At 67.8% G+C, this 16,840-nt stretch carries 12 protein-coding genes, 1 tRNA gene, 2 pseudogenes and 1 CRISPR repeat array; of the genes and pseudogenes, 6 read left to right on the forward strand and 9 right to left on the reverse strand.

Going from position 1 to position 16,840, the window contains the following annotated elements; genetic code table 11:
- Positions 1 to 29: 29 nt before the first annotated feature.
- A complete protein-coding gene (locus tag ABU113_RS15450; RefSeq protein WP_454560399.1) occupies positions 30 to 734 on the reverse strand; it encodes a glutathione S-transferase family protein in 705 nt (234 codons plus the stop codon).
- 309 nt (positions 735 to 1,043) lie between these two features.
- Between ABU113_RS15450 and rpmB the strand changes: the two genes are divergently transcribed.
- Complete coding sequence (gene rpmB, locus ABU113_RS15455; RefSeq protein WP_454560400.1) at positions 1,044 to 1,340, forward strand: 50S ribosomal protein L28; 297 nt, start codon at positions 1,044 to 1,046, stop codon at positions 1,338 to 1,340.
- A 460-nt stretch (positions 1,341 to 1,800) separates the two neighbouring features.
- Here the strand turns inward: rpmB and ABU113_RS15460 are convergent, their stop codons facing one another.
- From ABU113_RS15460 to ABU113_RS15475, 4 genes are read right to left on the reverse strand one after another with little or no spacing between them, the layout of a single operon-like run.
- The gene (locus ABU113_RS15460; protein ID WP_454560401.1) at positions 1,801 to 2,877 is read right to left on the reverse strand and encodes an esterase-like activity of phytase family protein; all 1,077 of its coding nucleotides are present in this window, start codon (positions 2,875 to 2,877) and stop codon (positions 1,801 to 1,803) included.
- Between the two features lie 24 nt (positions 2,878 to 2,901).
- Positions 2,902 to 4,776, reverse strand: coding sequence for a cobaltochelatase subunit CobT (cobT, locus tag ABU113_RS15465; RefSeq protein ID WP_454560402.1), 1,875 nt, complete (start codon positions 4,774 to 4,776; stop codon positions 2,902 to 2,904).
- Between the two features lie 4 nt (positions 4,777 to 4,780).
- Positions 4,781 to 5,800: a cobaltochelatase subunit CobS gene (gene cobS, locus ABU113_RS15470; RefSeq protein ID WP_454560403.1), complete on the reverse strand. Its 1,020-nt coding sequence runs from the start codon at positions 5,798 to 5,800 to the stop codon at positions 4,781 to 4,783.
- A 29-nt stretch (positions 5,801 to 5,829) separates the two neighbouring features.
- Positions 5,830 to 6,468 (reverse strand): DnaJ domain-containing protein, encoded by a 639-nt coding sequence (locus ABU113_RS15475; protein ID WP_454560404.1) that lies wholly within the window; start codon positions 6,466 to 6,468, stop codon positions 5,830 to 5,832.
- Positions 6,469 to 6,540: 72 nt separating this feature from the next.
- Here ABU113_RS15475 and ABU113_RS15480 point away from each other — a divergent pair, with 72 nt between their 5' ends.
- From ABU113_RS15480 to ABU113_RS15495, 4 genes are all read left to right on the forward strand, one after another.
- Complete coding sequence (locus ABU113_RS15480) at positions 6,541 to 6,807, forward strand: BolA family protein (RefSeq protein WP_454560405.1); 267 nt, start codon at positions 6,541 to 6,543, stop codon at positions 6,805 to 6,807.
- A 154-nt stretch (positions 6,808 to 6,961) separates the two neighbouring features.
- Positions 6,962 to 7,603, forward strand: coding sequence for a hypothetical protein (locus tag ABU113_RS15485; RefSeq protein WP_454560406.1), 642 nt, complete (start codon positions 6,962 to 6,964; stop codon positions 7,601 to 7,603).
- Between the two features lie 308 nt (positions 7,604 to 7,911).
- Positions 7,912 to 8,805: an RNA polymerase factor sigma-32 gene (locus ABU113_RS15490; protein WP_454560407.1), complete on the forward strand. Its 894-nt coding sequence runs from the start codon at positions 7,912 to 7,914 to the stop codon at positions 8,803 to 8,805.
- A 142-nt stretch (positions 8,806 to 8,947) separates the two neighbouring features.
- Positions 8,948 to 9,023, forward strand: a tRNA-Thr gene (locus tag ABU113_RS15495).
- A 214-nt stretch (positions 9,024 to 9,237) separates the two neighbouring features.
- Here ABU113_RS15495 and ABU113_RS15500 read toward each other — a convergent pair.
- From ABU113_RS15500 to ABU113_RS15510, 3 genes and pseudogenes are all read right to left on the reverse strand, one after another.
- A pseudogene (locus ABU113_RS15500) lies at positions 9,238 to 9,345 on the reverse strand (integrase core domain-containing protein); the annotation flags it as partial.
- 30 nt (positions 9,346 to 9,375) lie between these two features.
- Positions 9,376 to 9,825: an Lrp/AsnC family transcriptional regulator gene (locus ABU113_RS15505; protein ID WP_454560408.1), complete on the reverse strand. Its 450-nt coding sequence runs from the start codon at positions 9,823 to 9,825 to the stop codon at positions 9,376 to 9,378.
- The gene (locus ABU113_RS15510; RefSeq protein ID WP_454560409.1) at positions 9,822 to 11,810 is read right to left on the reverse strand and encodes an isoaspartyl peptidase/L-asparaginase; all 1,989 of its coding nucleotides are present in this window, start codon (positions 11,808 to 11,810) and stop codon (positions 9,822 to 9,824) included. The genes ABU113_RS15505 and ABU113_RS15510 overlap by 4 nt, the downstream gene beginning before the upstream one ends.
- 208 nt (positions 11,811 to 12,018) lie before the next feature.
- Between ABU113_RS15510 and ABU113_RS15515 the strand changes: the two genes are divergently transcribed.
- Complete coding sequence (locus ABU113_RS15515) at positions 12,019 to 14,814, forward strand: TonB-dependent receptor plug domain-containing protein (protein ID WP_454560410.1); 2,796 nt, start codon at positions 12,019 to 12,021, stop codon at positions 14,812 to 14,814.
- A gap of 367 nt (positions 14,815 to 15,181) precedes the next feature.
- Here the strand turns inward: ABU113_RS15515 and ABU113_RS15520 are convergent.
- Positions 15,182 to 15,514: pseudogene (locus ABU113_RS15520) on the reverse strand (integrase core domain-containing protein); the annotation flags it as partial.
- Positions 15,515 to 15,647: 133 nt separating this feature from the next.
- Positions 15,648 to 16,712: direct repeats of the CRISPR family, unit length 28 nt; unit sequence GGTTCATCCCCGTGCGGACGGGGGAGCC.
- The last annotated feature ends 128 nt before the right edge of the window (positions 16,713 to 16,840 follow it).

Consider the following 16,840-nt stretch of genomic DNA (forward strand, 5'->3'; position numbering starts at 1 on the left):
GGCCCGGCAGTGGCGCGCCCCGGCCCCGCTCAGTCGTCCTTGCCGGTGACCACCAGCTTGCGGGCTTCCTCGATGAACTTGCGCTCGGCCTCGGGGTCCTTGTCGCGCAGCAGCCGGGTCGGATCGTCCGGCACGGCGATGCCGCGCACGGCGGCCGGCCGGGCGGCGATGGCATCGCGCCAGCGCCTGAGATGCGGGAACGGCTCGATATCGACGCCGGACCAGTTGTGGGTGCGCACCCAGCACCAGTTAGCGATGTCGGCCAGGCTGTAGTCGTCGGCGAGCCACGTCTGTTTGGCGAGCTGGCCGTCAAGGACGCCGAACAGCCGCTTGACCTCGCCCTGGTAGCGGTCGATGGCCGGCTGGATCTTCTCCGGGAAGTAGCGGAAGAACACGTTGGCCTGGCCCATCATCGGGCCGATGCCGCCCATCTGGAACATCAGCCACGACATCACCCGGGCGCGCGGCCCCCGGGCGGTGGGCAGCAGCGGGCTGCCGGCCTTCTCGGCGAGATAAACCATGATCGCCGCCGATTCGAACACCGGCAGATCGCCCTCGTCGGTGTCGACGATGGCCGGGATGCGGCCGTTGGGGTTGATGGCGAGGAACCACGGTTCCTTCTGCTCGTTGGTCTTGAGGTTCACCGGATGCACCTCGTAGGTCAGGCCGATCTCCTCCAGCGTTACCGACGCCTTGTGGCCGTTGGGCGTGCCGGCGGTGTATAGACGGATCATCACTCTCTCCCGGGGTTTTCCTGTGGCGGCGAAGGTGTACCGCCACGCTGTCGCGGGCAAGGGCGCGAAAGCGAAACACTGCGTCCTTGGACCCTGATCGCTTCAGGTCGTCGCGACCTGAAGCGATCAAGGTCCTGACCCGGCAATGCCCGGCAGGTGGTGAAGGGTGCCGGCGCCCGCCCCGGCACGCGCAACGGGAGCCAAAGCTCGGCTGTTGACGTGTCGGGGCGACTCGCCTATAGCCTCGCGCTCGGAATTGACGCCGGGTATCGCCCGGTGGTTGGCTATTGACTTTGAAGGACGAAGATCATGTCGCGCGTTTGCGAACTGACCGGCAAGGGCACCATGGTGGGCAACAACGTGTCCCACGCCAACAACAAGACCAAGCGCCGGTTCCTGCCGAACCTGCAGAACGTGACCTTCCTGTCGGATGCGCTGGGCGAGAGCCACACCTTCCGCGTGGCCGCCGCGGGCGCCCGCTCGGTGGAGCATGCCGGTGGCCTCGACAAGTGGCTGCTGAAGACCCTCGACGACAAGCTGTCGCTGAAGGCCCGCCGCGTGAAGCGCCAGGTCGCCAAGAAGCTGGCCGAACAGGCCGCTGCCTGACGCCACCCGCGTCCGAGACCGTCCGGTTTCCCGTCGCCCTCAAGGCCCGCGCCTTGGGGGCGTCGACGTTTGGAAGGCGGCCGTCTGGACGGGCGCTGCCGGCGCCGGGCCGTCTGGGCTGGACCCGTCAGCGGGCTTTCTCCCGCTGCCGCCCGCCGGAACGCGCGTCCAGGCCACAGCGCCCAGATTAGCCACAACTATCTAGGTTATTTAGCCTAACTCATACCATCGAGGCACAGGATCGCTTTTAAACGCTCATACGGCGTTATTTCCCCATCCTCCTGCCGGGGGATACCAGCCCGCCACGAATCGCGCCCAGCACGCCCCTGCGTGGCGCCACGGGCCATATGCCGATCAGGGCCGGCCGGTTTCCGCGCCCCGCCCTCCCCGGCACCGCCGGTGTACGCGTGGATGCCCGGATCAAGTCCGGGCATGACGGCGCGGCAGAGGCAGGGACGGGTCAGCGTGGCAGGGTCAGCGCGAACTTGAGCAGCAGGGTCCGCTGCAGCGGGCTGAAATTGTCGTCCGACAGCAGATAGAGCCAAAGCTGACCGGCGACGGGCGCCGGACGCACCGCCAGGGCCTCCATGTTGTCGACGCTCACCGGCGGCGCCAGTTCGGCCAGCAGGCGGCCACTGATGGCCATGTCGCTCCGCCCCCCGGCCCCGGTGGCGCGCAGCGGCGCCAGATCGACCAGCTCCAGCCCCGCCGCCACCCCGGTCAGCGGCGAATAGCGCCGCGACAGCAGCAGCAGCCGGGTATCGCTGCCGGGCAGGAACACCGCGTCGGTCGGCTTGAAATCCGGCCGGCCCCGGTAACGGAATGTCACCGCGCGCGGGCCATCCGGCCCCTGCCAGGTGTAGCGACCGGTGCCGCTGTCCTCGGCGATCAGCATGGAAACGCCGCCGTCCGCCGCCACTGCCATCGCCTCGATGCCGCCGTTGCCGGGCAAGGTCTCCGGCCAGTCGGCCAGCAGATCGCCCCGCGGCCGCGCCGGCCGCACCAGCGCCATCACGGCGTCGGTGGCGCCGGCGCCGGGGTAGCGCCACACCCGGTGCTGCTGCTCGAAACTCACCAGCAGATCGGGCGTGCCGTGCGCGTTGCCGACGATCTCCAGGCCTTCAGCATCGTTGAGGCCGCCGCCGACCCGCTGCCCCATCTCGTCGAGCAGTGGCCCCGCGATCACCTCGCCAACCCCCGTCAGCCGACCGTCCGGCGTCTCCGCCGGCGTCATCACCAGCCAGCGACCCTTGTCGGACACCGCGACCAGCCTGCCCTCGCCCGCGAGCCAGCGCAGACCGGACAGGCCGCCGAAGCCGGCAAAGTCGCTCTCCAGCGCCACGCCGCCCCGATAGGTCAGCGCGCCCAGCCGGGCCTGTGCCGGATCGGCACTATTGAGCGGAACAGGTCGTGCGATCACGGTTATGGCCTCGGTGCCGGGCACCACCGGCGGCGGCGGCACGCTGGCAAAGGCCAGCATCGCCACGCCAATGCCGAGTCCGGCCAGCAGAATGACGCCGCGGCGGACCATGCTCATTACCGGGTCATGCTCATTGCCGGGTCATGCCCGGCGCCGGCCGCCGGCACGGCGCCCGCCGGCACCGCCGCGATGTTCCTCGAACAGGCTGGCGAGCTGCTCGGTCATGGCGCCGCCCAGCTGTTCGGCGTCCATGATGGTAACCGCCTTGGCGTAATAGCGGGTGACGTCGTGGCCGATGCCGATGGCGATCAGCTCCACCGGCGAGCGGTTCTCGATCCAGTGGATCACCTGGCGCAGGTGCTTTTCCAGATAGTTGCCGCTGTTCACCGACAGGGTGCTGTCGTCGACCGGCGCGCCGTCGGAGATCACCATCAGGATGCGGCGATCCTCAGGCCGGCCGATCAGCCGGTTGTGCGCCCACAGCAGCGCCTCGCCGTCGATATTCTCCTTCAGCAGCCCCTCGCGCATCATCAGCCCGAGGTTCTTGCGTGCCCGCCGCCACGGCGCGTCCGCCGTCTTGTAGATGATGTGGCGCAGGTCGTTGAGCCGGCCCGGCTTGGCCGGCCGCCCTTCGGCCAGCCACTTCTCGCGGGCCTGACCGCCCTTCCAGGCACGGGTGGTGAAGCCGAGAATCTCGACCTTCACCGCGCAACGCTCCAGCGTGCGGGCCAGGATGTCGGCGCAGATGGCGGCGATCGAGATCGGCCGGCCGCGCATCGAGCCGCTGTTGTCGATCAGCAGTGTCACCACGGTGTCGCGGAAGTTGGTATCGCGCTCCACCTTGTAGGTGGCGGCGTAGGAGGGGTCGGCGACGATGCGCGACAGCCGCGCGCTGTCCAGCATGCCTTCCTCCTGGTCGAAGTCCCAGGCGCGGTTCTGCTGGGCCATCAGCCGGCGCTGCAGCCGGTTGGCGAGCTTGGTGACGACACCTTGCAGGTGCAGCAGCTGCTGGTCGAGATAGGCGCGCAGCCGGGTCAGCTCGTCGTGGTCGCACAGCGCCTCGGCCTCCACCACCTCGTCGAACTCGGCGGTATAGGCGGCATAGTCGAAGTTGGGCACCAGCTCCGACTGCGGCGTGTTCGGCCGCGCGGGCGTCCGCCCTTCCTCGCCGTCCTCACCCATCTCGGCATCGGACATCTGGTCGCTGTCCATCTCCGAGGTCTGCTCGGCCCGGGAATCGACCGCCTGCTGCTGCTCGTCCTCGCTCTGCTCCTCGCCGGACTCCGGCGCCGACGACTGCTGGTCGGAATCGTCCTGATCCTGGTCCCCGGTCTGGTCCGCCTCGTCCTGCTGCTGGTCCTCCTGGGTTTCCGGCTCCTCCACCTGGTCCTCGGCGAGACCGAGATCGGCGATGATCGAGCGCGACAGCCGGGCGAACGCCTGCTGGTCATCGATCCGCTCGACCAGCTGATCGAGGTGCAGGCCGGCTTTCTCGTCCACCCACTGGCGCACCAGATCGACCGCCGCCTCGGCCGAAGCCGGCGGCGCCTCGCCGGTCAGCCGCTGGCGCACCAGCAGGCCAAGCGCGGTGGCGAGCGGCACCTCGTCGCGCGCACGGGCCCGCGAGATCGGATCGATCTTGCAGCGCGCCTCGGTCATCTGGCGCAGGTTGTCGGCGACGCCGGCCATCGCGCGGCTGCCGATCGCCTCGACGCGCGCCTGCTCGACGGCGTTATAGACCTCGCGCGCCAGCGCCGTGGTCGGCTGGCCGCGGGCGTGCAACTTGTCGTCGTGGTGACGCCGGCGCAGCGCGAAGCTGTCGCACCAGCCGCGCACTTCCGCCGCCTGCTCGTCGGTCAGCGCGCGCGCCGGCTGCGGCACCCGGGCCTGGGCGCCCAGCAGCGCCGGCTTGTCGGCGGTGAAGGCCACCTCGAAATCGGTCGCGTGCCCCATGGCGCGCATGGTCGCGGCCAGCGCGAGGCGGAAATCCTCCAGCGGGTTGGCGGGCGTGCTCACAGACTCACTTGCGGGCGGCGGCCTGCCGCGCCTTGGTGACCAGCGAGTCCGGCAGCTCCTCGCCAAAGCAGCGCTGGTAATATTCAGCGACGATGCCGCGTTCCGCCTCGTCGCACTTGTTGAGGAAGGAGACGCGGAAGGCGAAGCCGATGTTGTTGAAGATCTCGGCGTTCTGCGCCCAGGTGATGACCGTGCGCGGGCTCATCACCGTGGAGATGTCGCCGGCGATGAAGCCCTGGCGGGTCATGTCGGCGACGCGCACCATGTTGGCCACCGCCTTGCGGCCAGCCTCGGTGTCGTAGCCGCGACACTTGGCGATCACGATGCCGGTCTCGGTCTCCGCCGGCAGGTAGTTCAGCGTGGTGACGATGTTCCAGCGGTCCATCTGGCCCTGGTTGATCTGCTGGGTGCCATGATAGAGGCCGGTGGTGTCGCCCAGGCCCACCGTGTTGGCGGTGGCGAACAGGCGGAACCACGGGCTCGGCCGGATGACCCGGTTCTGGTCGAGCAGCGTCAGCTTGCCCTCCACCTCCAGCACGCGCTGGATGACGAACATCACGTCCGGCCGGCCGGCGTCGTACTCGTCGAACACCAGCGCGGTCGGCGTCTGCAGCGCCCACGGCAGGATGCCCTCGCGGAACTCGGTGATCTGCTTGCCGTCCTTGAGCACGATGGCGTCCTTGCCGACGAGATCGATGCGGCTGATGTGGCTGTCGAGGTTGATGCGGATGCACGGCCAGTTGAGGCGGGCGGCCACCTGCTCGATGTGGGTCGACTTGCCGGTGCCGTGGTAGCCCTGCACCATGACGCGGCGGTTGAAGGCGAAGCCGGCGAGAATCGCCATCGTCGTCTCGGGGTCGAACACGTAGGAATCGTCGCGGTCCGGCACATGCTCGTCGGCCACCGAGAAGGCCGGCACGGCGAGATCGATGTCGATGCCGAAGGTCTGACGGGCATCGACGGTGATGTCCGGGGCCTGCAGCGCCACCGGATGCGAACGATAGACTTGAGCTTCAACAGTCATGAGCCGACAACCTTGCCAACAACCTTCACTTAAGTGCGCTCCGCGAACGCCGGGGAACGGACCAGTTGCGTATAGGCATCGATGACCTTGTGCAACTGATGCTCTTGCGACCGGTCCCCCCCGTTCGAATCCGGATGGTAGCGCCGCACCAGCGTTTTGTATCGCTTCTTGATGTCCGCCGGTGTCGCACCCGCCTCCAGCCCCAGCGTCGCCAGCGCCGCCCGGTCGCGCGCACTGAGCGCCGACGCGCCATCGCCGGCCCGGGCGCCGGTGGCCCGGGCGGTGAAACGGGCGCCAAAACCGGGGTAATCACGCAGGATCGCCATCGGGTCGTCAAGGTCGATACGATCGCCGCCCTGCCCCGCCCGCCGGCCAGGCTCGGCGTTGCTGGCGAACGGCCGCGAGCCGCCCTGCCACGACGGGTGGCCGCTGGTGGCGGCCCGCAGATCCTCCGGCGTCGCCTGCTTGTGATAGTCATAGGCGGCGTTGAAGGCGCGCACATGGTCGAGGCAATACCAGTGATAACCGTCCCGCTCCGGGTGTGCCGACTTCGGCGCCCGGAACTCGCCCGCCTCCTCGCAGCCCGGCCACTCGCAGGCGCGCGGTTCGGCATGGCGGACGCGGCCATGGAAGCGTTCGTTCTTGCGTTGGGGGCGTGGGGACGGCACTGCTGGACCTTCTGTTCGATACGCGTCCGGCGCGGGCCTGCCCGGGCGCCGGCATACAGGGATACACCATAGATGGGACCGATCGCCGAGGAAATCACCCGCCGCCTGACCGACGCCTTCGCGCCGGTGACGCTCACCGTCAGCGACGACAGCGCCCAGCACCACGGTCATGCCGGCCACCGCCCCGGCGGCGAGACGCATTTCTCGGTCGCCCTGACGGCGGCGGCGTTCGCCGGTAAAAGCCGCGTCGAGCGGCAGCGGATGGTCCATGCCGTGCTCGCCGACCTGATGGACAACCCGATCCACGCCCTGGCGCTCACGGTCAACGCGCCAGTCTGAGCGAGGGGGGCCTGAGCGGGCGGGCCTGAGCTGACAGGTTGCACCTGGCGGGCCGGCGCGCATCCGGCCGTCATCGTGCCGCAATGCAGCACATCTATGCTGCGCTGCAAAATCGTGCTATGACGACCGGGCCGAAGACGCAGGAGGGCATGTCGTGAGCGAGTCAGCACCGCAGCGGACCACCGAACCCTTTCCGTTCCAGATCTGGAGCAGCCTGCCGCTGGACATGTGGCGGCGCGGCTGGGAAACCTGGTCGAGCCTGATGCTGGACGCGCCGATGCGCTGGATGACGGGCAACCAGCAGCTCTTCACCCGCGGCACCAGCGCCTGGCAGACTGCGCCGATGGCCTGGTGGTCGCTGACCACCCCCACCCGCGCGCAAGCGCCCGAGCCCGCCCCCGAGGCCACCGTGCTGCCGGCGCTCAAAAGCGCCCGCCCGGCCAGGACACCCGCCGCCCGCAAGATAACCCCGGCGGCGGAGATCGCCGAGGCGGAAGTCGCGGTCGCCGACACGCCGGTGGCCGGGGCAGCCGCGGTCGCCGCCGCACAACCGGCGGCGATGCCCCCGGTGGCGGACGCCGCGCCGGCGGCACCCGCCACACCCGACAACCTGCAGGCAATCAAGGGCATCGGCCCCAAGCTCGGCGCCATCCTCAACGACCTCGGCGTCACCACTTACGCCCAGATCGCCGGCTGGTCGGCCGAGGATATCCGCTACATCGAGAGCAAGCTCGATTTCCCCGGCCGAGTGACACGCGAGAAGTGGATCGACCAGGCGAAAAGCCTGATGGCCTGAAATCTGACGGCGCGGCAGGGCCAGACCGGGCGACCTGATCCGGCGGCGGTCCCACGGCGGCATCATGGTCATGCCGCCATGGCCGCGCGGCGCGCTACCGGCGGTCGCGCCCCGGACCGACCGGGTTGTCACAAGCGCAACCCCCCGGAACACCGGGCCGCCTGCCTCACCCGAAGCTCATAGGATTTTTCTCAACCCCCCTATTCTTCCTGATGACGCTGGCTGTTCCATGCGCTAATATCGGATCGATTAAGTCCTGATTTATGATGCGGCGTATCAGCGTGCGAGGTAGCTTCCGGGAGACGTCCATGGGATACTTCAACCAGCGGCCCAACAGACTGGAAAACAAGGATATTATCAAAGCGGCGATGTCCGCGCCGATGCTGGAGAAGGAGCATGAGCTGGCGCTCGCCCGACGCTGGCGTGATGATCGGGACTCGGCGGCGCTGGCGGAATTGACCCGCTCGTACCTGCGGCTGGTGGTCGCGATGTCGGCGCGCTTTCGCAGTTACGGACTGCCCGCCGCCGATCTCATCCAGGAAGGCATGGTCGGGCTGATGGAGGCCGCCGCCCGCTTCGAGCCGGAGCGCGAGATCCGGTTCTCGACCTATGCGTCATGGTGGATCCGCTCGTCGATGCAGGATTATGTGCTGCGCAACTGGTCGATCGTCCGCACCGGCACCACCGCCGCCCACAAGAGCCTGTTCTTCAACCTGCGGCGGCTGCGTGCACAGATCACCGGCGATTACGAGAGTCCGCTGACGCTGGCGGCACGCGAAACGCTGGCGCACACCCTTGGGGTGCGGGTCAGGGACGTCGAGGTGATGGAGGCCCGCCTCAGCGGCACCGACCGGTCGCTCAACGCCATGGTGGGCGATGACGGCGATTCGGAGTTGCAGGACTTTCTGGCCAGCGACGCACCACGACCGGACGAGGCACTGGAAGACACCCATGACGCCCGCGTCCGCACCGACCTGCTGGCGGACGCGCTGCGGGCGCTCAACGAACGGGAGCTGACCATCATCCGCGCCCGTCGCCTGGAGGAGGATGCCATGACGCTGGCGGCGCTGGGCGAGCGGCTGGGCATCTCCAAGGAACGGGTACGCCAGATTGAAAGCCAGGCGTTGAACAAGCTGCGCTCCGCCCTGCTGGCCCGCGTCGGCGATCCCGTGGGCGCCGGCCTCGTCGCCACCATGGCCTGAAGCGCCAGCCGCCAACCGTGCCGCCGGGCGGGCGGGACATGTGCCGAACCGAGGGGCGGCGCCCGTCGCGGCCGGTTTTGCGGCCCGTGCCACGCCAGCGGTTGATTCCCGGCGGCAGGCAGGACATACACGGGGCCAGCGCGCCGGATTAGCTCAGTTGGTAGAGCAACCGCCTTGTAAGCGGTAGGTCGTTGGTTCGAGTCCGACATCCGGCACCATCTTTGTTTGCGCGATGCCACCCGCCAACCCATCACGCGGGTTCGGTTTCGCGCCGCTCAGCCGCACCATCGCCTGTTCACCGGCGCCCAAGGTTGCCAAAAAAAACGCTGTAATTCCAAAGCGTAACGGCAAATCGCGTCCGTCTGCGTCCGCAGCGGTTCGCGTTTGACCACAGCGCAAGGGGTACAAAGCCATGGCGCTTAGCGAAACCGCCAGGCACTCCGCCCGGAAGCGCCCGTTGAACGCCTTGATGTAGGCGTTGTCGGTGGGCTTGTCGGGCCGGGAGAAATCCAGCCTCACGCCGTTGGTGGAGGCCCAGAGTGGCCCATCGGCGACAGCAGCTCAGCCGCCCTAGCGCTCCAGCTTGGCGGCCAGGATGACGGAGGTGGTCGTCCGCTCGACGCCGTCGAACAGGCCGATGTCGTCGATCAGTTCGTTGAGCTGGCCGCTGTCTTCCGCCTCCAGCAGGGCGATGATGTCATACTCGCCGCTGATGGCGTAGATCGCCGTCACGCCGGACAGGTCGGCCAGCGACTGCTCGACGGCGCGGTGGAACTTGGGCAGCGTCTTGATCATCATGTGCGCCCGCACCCGGCGTTCGGTGAAAGCCTGGCCGAGCCTGACGGTATAGCCGGCCACGATGCCGGCTTCTTCCAGCCGGGAGAGCCTGGAATAGAGCTGGCCGCGGGAAATGCCCATCGCCTTGGCCAGCTGGGCGATGGGCTGGCGGGCATCCTCGCGCAGCAGCGACAGCAGTTGCTCGTCCGCCTCGTCGAGGCCCGCCGCGATCGGCGCGCTCATCGCGCGCCAGGCTCCCCGGCGAAAGCCTCGTCGGCGAAAATCGCCGTCTGCGGTGGCGTGTCGGCGCTCATGCGGCCACGATACATGCCCAGGTCATTGATGGCAAAAGTCGCCTGACCGTCCGGGCCGATGGCGATCAACCCGCCGTCGCCGCCAATGGCGCCCACCGCCATGATGGTGGCCTTCGCGGCGGCCTCCAGTGTCTCGCCACGCCAGGCGACGCGATCGCAGACCTGCCGCGCGGCGCTCTCGCGGATGAAATACTCGCCCGACCCCGTCGCCGAGACCGCGCAACGGCCGTTATAGGCGTAGGTGCCGGCGCCGATGATCGGCGAATCCCCGATGCGCCCCCATTTCTTGCCGGTCATGCCGCCCGTCGAGGTGGCCGCCGCCAGGTTGCCCTCGGCATCCACGGCAACGGCGCCGATGGTGCCGAACAGATGCGTGCGGTCCACCGCGGCGGCGGATTGCGCCTTCCAGGCCTGGAACTGCTGCCAGCGCGCCTCGGTGCGGAACCAGGCGGGATCCACCTGCTCCAGCCCCTGCTCGCGGGAGAAGGCATCGGCCCCCGGCCCCGCCAGCATGACATGACGGGTCTGCGCCATGACCGTGCGCGCCAGCGTCACCGGATGCCGGGTGCGCGTGACACCCGCCACCGCGCCGGCCTTCAGCGTCGCGCCGTCCATGATGGCGGCATCGAGCTCGTTGCGACCTTCCGCGGTGAAGACGGCGCCACGCCCGGCATTGAACAGCGGATTGTCCTCCAGCACGCGCGCGGCCGCCTCGACCGCCTCCAGCGCCTTGCCGCCCTGCTCCAGCACGGCACCCCCGGCCCGCAGCGCCTCGTCCAGACCGGCCCGATAGGCCTGCTCGCGCTCGGGGCTCAGCGCCGCGCGTTCGATGACGCCTGCCCCGCCATGAATGGCCAGCGACCAGCGCGGCACGGCGACAAGCCGCCCGTTCGTCGCCATGTAGGTCTGTCGTGCCGCCGGCGCCTCGACCGTGCCCGAGGGCAGATGCAGCACCGATTTCTCGTCGAGCACGGTGACCGCCACCCGGGGCGCCTGCAGCGCCGTGCCCATATCGCCACCCCTATCCCGGCGGCGCAACCCGTCACCCTGGACCACCCAGGCGCCACTGCCCGGCCGGCCGGCAATGATCCGGGCCCGCCCATCCGCCTCGACGGCGACCGCCGTGTCCTCGTCGACCCCCAGGCCGAGCAGCGGCGGCGCCTTGGCATCGCGCAGGGTCTGCGCCTTGGCATCGCGCAGGGTCTGCGCCTTGGCGACAAAAGCGAACAGCCGCCCCAGGCGATCGCGTTCCTTGAAATGGGTGTCGGTCACCACGCCTTTCAGCGCCGCCAGATGCAGAAAGTCGTCGACGATGGTGTTGGCCGGGCCATAGGGGTCCGCCAGGGCGGCCGGGCTGGCGAGGCTGCCGCCATCCATGGCGCCGTAGACATACTCGCCCAGCATGGCGAGACCGGCGCTGGTACCGCCCAGCGGCTTGCCCGCCGCCACATGCGCATCCAGCAGTTCGGCCACCGGCGTTCCCTTCCAGAAACGCACGTAGTTCGACTGGTCGCCGCCGGCGATGAAGATGCCGTCCGCCCGGCGCAGCCGCTCCAGCAGGGCGGAGTCGAACGCCGCCTCGCGGTCCTTGAACACGAAAGTCTCGACGGAGCGCACCCCGCCGACCTTGCGATAGAACTCCTTGCCGACCTCGCCGGCATAGGAGGCGCGCAGCACCACGATATGGCCGTTGCCGGCCTTGCCGAAGAACCACTTCATGGCCTCGGCATCGCGTTCGCCGCCCCCCAGCAGCAGCAGGCCACCACTGACCGGGCCGGGCGTCGGCGCCTGCGGGTCGCCCTCGACATAGCGGGCGTACGACCGCGCCTGGGCCGGCGTCAGGCCGGAGACCACCAGCCAGGCCCCCAGCAGGCTCCCCGCCACCACTTTCCACAGCCCGCCCGTGCGCATCATGCGTTTCGCTCCGTTCACCCTGATCCGTTCATCCTGGCCCGTCACCGTGGCCAGATTTCACTCTGGTGGAATTTACATACATATTTTTGGTTATATCAAACAATATGATTGCCCAATCGTTCACATTGCAGATAGATTACACTAACGCTGGCAACAGCGGTGGCGCGCCAGAGGGTTTGGCGCGACCAAGACGAAGAGGGGCAATTCCATGATGCGTATGACCACGCGGGTGGCGCTGGCTGTCGGCTGCAGCCTGTCCGCCTTGATTTCCGCCGCCCAGGCACAGGACGGCACGACCGCTAGCCCAGATGCCGCGACCGATATCGTCGTGCTGGGCTCGCGCATTCCCCGTGTCCAGGAAGAAGGCCCGGCGCCGGTCACCATCATCTCCGCCGACACCATCCGTGCCAGCGGCTACGCCAGCGTGCCGGACATCCTGCGCGCCGTCACCCAGAATGGCGGCGAGACCCAGAGCCAGCAGTCGTTCAGCGGCGCCAGCTTCACGCCTGGCGCCCAGCAGGTCGACCTGCGCGGCCTTGGCCCCAATCACACCCTGGTGCTGGTCAATGGCCGGCGCATCGCCGACTTCCCGCTGCCCTTCCAGGGCCGCAGCAATTTCACCGACATTTCCAACATTCCGGTCGGCCTGATCGAGCGGGTCGAGGTGCTCAGCGGCAGCGCCTCGGCGATCTACGGCTCCGACGCCATCGCGGGGGTCATCAACTTCGAACTCAAGAAGAAGGTCGACGGCACCACGCTCGACTATCGCCACGGCCTGACCCAGCATGGCGGCGGCGCTTCGCACCGCATCACCGCCACCAGCGGCTGGTCGAACGACCGCTTCCACATCGTCGGCGGCGTCGAGTACATGCTGCAGCGGCCGCTGTGGGCCTATGACCGCTCGATCCAGGACAGCACGGCGGACAACCCCACGACCGCGACAACGCTGGCCCGGCGCACCTTCCTGCGGTACAACCCGGACGAGGACATGTACGTCGACCCCGGCGCCGCCACCTGCGCCGCGCTGGCCCATCTCAACGATGGCTCGACCTACTATGCCTCCCGCCCCCGCTACGGCGCCTATGACGACGCCCTTGAGGATTATGGCCCGGGTTATTTCTGCGGCAGCGACACCTCGATCGGCTACGGCACGGTGATCTCCCGTCGCGAGGGCTTCAACAGCTACGCCTCGATGGGCTACCAGCTCTCCGACTCCGCCGAGCTGTTCCTCGATGCCCAGTTCGGCATCAGCAAGGTCGCGCTGATGCCGGACGTGCTCAACTGGTCGTTCCAGGATGCCGCCGGCAGCAGCGATACCACCTTCTTCAACAGCCACGATGGCGTGCTGGATGACTGGTACCGCCAGTTCACGCCGGAAGAGTCCGGTGGCTTCGGCACCGTCATGACCCGCAACCGGCAGCAGACCTTCAGCATCACGCCCGGCATCAAGGGCGATTTCGCCGACCGCTGGGCCTATGAGCTGTCGTTCAACTACAGCGAATACAAGGCCCGGGTGAAATTCCCGCAGATCATCGCGGCGGCCGCCAACGAACTGTTCCTGGGCGAGCAGCAGGGCGTCGACGAGGACAGCGGCTACCCGATCTTCGATGCCGACCCGGCCCGGCTGTACCAGCCGCTGACCAAGGCCGAATATGACAGCATCGCCGTCTACAGCGTCTACAAGCCGCGCAGCTGGACGAGCAATTTCTCGGGCACCATCAACACCACCGAGTTGTTCCAGCTGCCGGCCGGCCCGGTCGGCTTCGCCGCCATCGTCGAGGCCGGCAAGCAGGGCTATGATCTCAACCCCGATCCGCTGGCGCTGACCGACTATTATTATGGCCTCAAGGACAGCGACGGCAAAGGCTCGCGCACCCACTGGGCGCTGGGCGGCGAATTGCGCGCGCCGATCACCGACTTCCTGCAGGTGTCGGCCGCCGGTCGCTACGACCGCTTCCGCTTCGCCGGCAACGGCATCGGCAAGTTCACCTACAATGCCGGCCTGGAACTGCGGCCGCTGTCGACGCTGCTGCTGCGGGCCGCCTACGGCACCGGCTTCCGCGCACCGGACCTGCACTATGTCTTCACCGGCCCGGGCAATACCCACCCGTCCGCGACGGACTATTATCTCTGCCGCAGCGAGGAACCGGATGAGGACATCGGCGATTGCAGCTATTCGGACGAAGGCATCGTCGCCCAGCGCACCGGCAATCGGCAGCTGAAGCCGGAAACCAGCAAATCGCTCAACGCCGGCATCGTCTGGGCGCCATCCAGGCACTTCGACATCTCGGTGGATTATTTCCACGTCTCGCTGTCGAACCAGGTGCAGGATCTCAGCATCGATCAGCTGCTGCGCGACGAGGCGGATTGCCGTCTGGGCGAAACCCAGTCCGGCACGGCGGTCGACATCAGCTCGCCGACCTGCCAGGACGCCATCACCCGGGTCCAGCGTTTCACCAGCGGCGTGAACGAGGGTCGCCTCGACGCGGTGTCGATCAACCCGATCAACGTGGCGCACGAAAAGACCAGCGGCATCGACGTGGCGATCCATGGCCGGCTGCCGACCGGCTTTGGCGACTTCTCGCTGTCGCTGGCCCACACCCACGTGTTCAAGCACAGCTACCGCCAGTATGTGGGCGACTCCGCCATCAACAAGCTGGCGGCGGACAGCGGCTATTATATCCCGCGCGACAAGACCACCGGCAGCATCACCTGGTCGCTCGACGGCCTGTCGTGGACACTGGAAGGCAAGCGCCTGGGCAAGCTGCCGAACTATGACGAGGACGCCTACATCAAGGCGAGCTACCTGTTCAATTCGTCGATCCAGTATGACGTGAGCGACCATATCCGCGCGTCCGTCACCGTCACCAACCTGTTCGACAAGGACCCGGTGAAGGACCCGACCTACGCCAGCTATCCCTATTACGACATCAGCTGGTTCGACAGCGTCGGCCGCAGCATCTACCTGCAGCTGACCTACAAGATCGGCGGCGGCGGGCTCTGACCCGCTGCCGGCCTTGGGCCAGCACCTGGACAGTCGGCGCCCCGCCCACGCGGCGGGGCGCTTGTTCGTTTGGGGCACAGTGACCAGCGGGAGATCGTGCAGGATCGTCCATCGCCGTCCCGCCAGGGCCGCACCGGGCGCTACCTGAACGCGGTTGAGCCGCAGCGATACTGACCATCGCCCCGATCGCCTGAGGCCGGGCGAGGATGACCTCTCAAGACCCCGATAGAATATTAATCGGCATACTGTCCCCGGCCCCCCGGAAATCCAGACTGTCTGACCTGCCATGGAACTTTCATCCAGCCCTGACTAGAGCCTCGGCGGTTTTGGTTATGCCTTTCGGCGCCTTTGACCTGCCATGGAACTTTCATCCAGCCCTGACTAGAGCCTCGGCGGTTTTGGTTACGCCTTTCGGGGCCTTGTTTGCAATGGGGTCAGGCATGCCTGACCCCCACTGCAAAAGTCGTTTTGGCGTAGCTTGCCGGGGTCTGGATCCGATCGAGGAGTGCGGGCGGCAGCTATTGTAGTCCTCGGCCCACTCCCGGATCGCGGCGCGGGCATGATCGAGGCCGTGGAACAGGGTCTCGATCAACAGCTCGTCCCGCATCCGCCCGTTGAAGCTCTCGACGTAGCCATTCTGCATCGGCTTGCCGGGTGCGATGTAGTGCCACTCGATCTCCTGATCCTTGCACCAGGCCAGGAATCTCCGGGGACAGTATAGATATTTCAATTCGATGCGCTGGCCAGCCGACAGCACAGGATAGCCGACACGCCACCTTGCGGGCAATCCCGAGCGCCATGCAAGACGCCCGGAGCCACCTCAGTAGGCCGAGGGTTCATCCCCGTGCGGACGGGGGAGCCGATTGCCGCTGCCCCCAGCCACCCGGCCGCCTGGGTTCATCCCCGTGCGGACGGGGGAGCCGCAGGGGCGTGGTCATCAGGGCCTCCATCGGGGGGTTCATCCCCGTGCGGACGGGGGAGCCGCGCGATCGAGCGCCATCGCCGCCAGATGCATGGGTTCATCCCCGTGCGGACGGGGGAGCCGGGGCGCCCTGTCAGCTCCGTGCTGATGGGATGGGTTCATCCCCGTGCGGACGGGGGAGCCCGCAGGCGGCGGATGCGCTCGGGCGGCGGCGTGGGTTCATCCCCGTGCGGACGGGGGAGCCCCTCGCCCAGCTGGGCCGAGAAATTCGCATAGGGGTTCATCCCCGTGCGGACGGGGGAGCCGCCGCCCGAACGGATGCGTCGTCTCTTCGTCAGGGTTCATCCCCGTGCGGACGGGGGAGCCTTCTGGAACTGGCCCAACTCATCATTGAGTAGGGGTTCATCCCCGTGCGGACGGGGGAGCCTCGCCAAGCAGATCTCCGATGAAATTCTCGACGGGTTCATCCCCGTGCGGACGGGGGAGCCTGCTGCATCCGCGAAACCTCGTCCAGAGTAGCGGGTTCATCCCCGTGCGGACGGGGGAGCCCACGGCTGCAGCGTGGCCCCCTTTTTTATTGGGGGTTCATCCCCGTGCGGACGGGGGAGCCGGCGTATTGCGCGTCCGGGCTGTAAACGACAAAGGTTCATCCCCGTGCGGACGGGGGAGCCCTGCATCCCAGCTGGGCGGCCAGCGCCAATCTGGGTTCATCCCCGTGCGGACGGGGGAGCCCCAGCCCACGTCCTGGACGGCTGAGCAGGACAAGGTTCATCCCCGTGCGGACGGGGGAGCCTGAGGGCATAGCCCAGGGCGTTTTCGCTCATTGGGTTCATCCCCGTGCGGACGGGGGAGCCATGGGAGCCTGACGGATACCTCGAAGCGGACAGGGTTCATCCCCGTGCGGACGGGGGAGCCACTCAGGATTAAGCGTCAAGGTGCCGAACCAAGGGTTCATCCCCGTGCGGACGGGGGAGCCAGTTAGCGTCCGCGCTCGTGGTGTAATTTCCGGTGTAGGCGATGGTGTATTCCGGGGTGGGGCATGCCCCACCCCGGAATGCGGCGTCGCTGGTGGCCACCGGGTTCATCGTTATGGTGGAGTTTGCA

Origin of the sequence: Parapedomonas caeni, from assembly GCF_041060555.1 — a bacterium.
Lineage (GTDB): Bacteria > Pseudomonadota > Alphaproteobacteria > Sphingomonadales > Sphingomonadaceae > CAUJIW01.

Bases quoted from the DNA above. Each gene is read 5' to 3' on its own strand.
- ABU113_RS15450 (WP_454560399.1), bottom strand. From the start codon at position 734: ATGATCCGTCTATACACCGCCGGCACGCCCAACGGCCACAAGGCGTCG.
- rpmB (WP_454560400.1), top strand. From the start codon at position 1,044: ATGTCGCGCGTTTGCGAACTGACCGGCAAGGGCACCATGGTGGGCAAC.
- ABU113_RS15460 (WP_454560401.1), bottom strand. From the start codon at position 2,877: ATGAGCATGGTCCGCCGCGGCGTCATTCTGCTGGCCGGACTCGGCATT.
- cobS (WP_454560403.1), bottom strand. From the start codon at position 5,800: ATGACTGTTGAAGCTCAAGTCTATCGTTCGCATCCGGTGGCGCTGCAG.
- ABU113_RS15480 (WP_454560405.1), top strand. From the start codon at position 6,541: ATGGGACCGATCGCCGAGGAAATCACCCGCCGCCTGACCGACGCCTTC.
- ABU113_RS15490 (WP_454560407.1), top strand. From the start codon at position 7,912: ATGGGATACTTCAACCAGCGGCCCAACAGACTGGAAAACAAGGATATT.
- ABU113_RS15505 (WP_454560408.1), bottom strand. From the start codon at position 9,825: ATGAGCGCGCCGATCGCGGCGGGCCTCGACGAGGCGGACGAGCAACTG.
- ABU113_RS15510 (WP_454560409.1), bottom strand. From the start codon at position 11,810: ATGATGCGCACGGGCGGGCTGTGGAAAGTGGTGGCGGGGAGCCTGCTG.
- ABU113_RS15515 (WP_454560410.1), top strand. From the start codon at position 12,019: ATGATGCGTATGACCACGCGGGTGGCGCTGGCTGTCGGCTGCAGCCTG.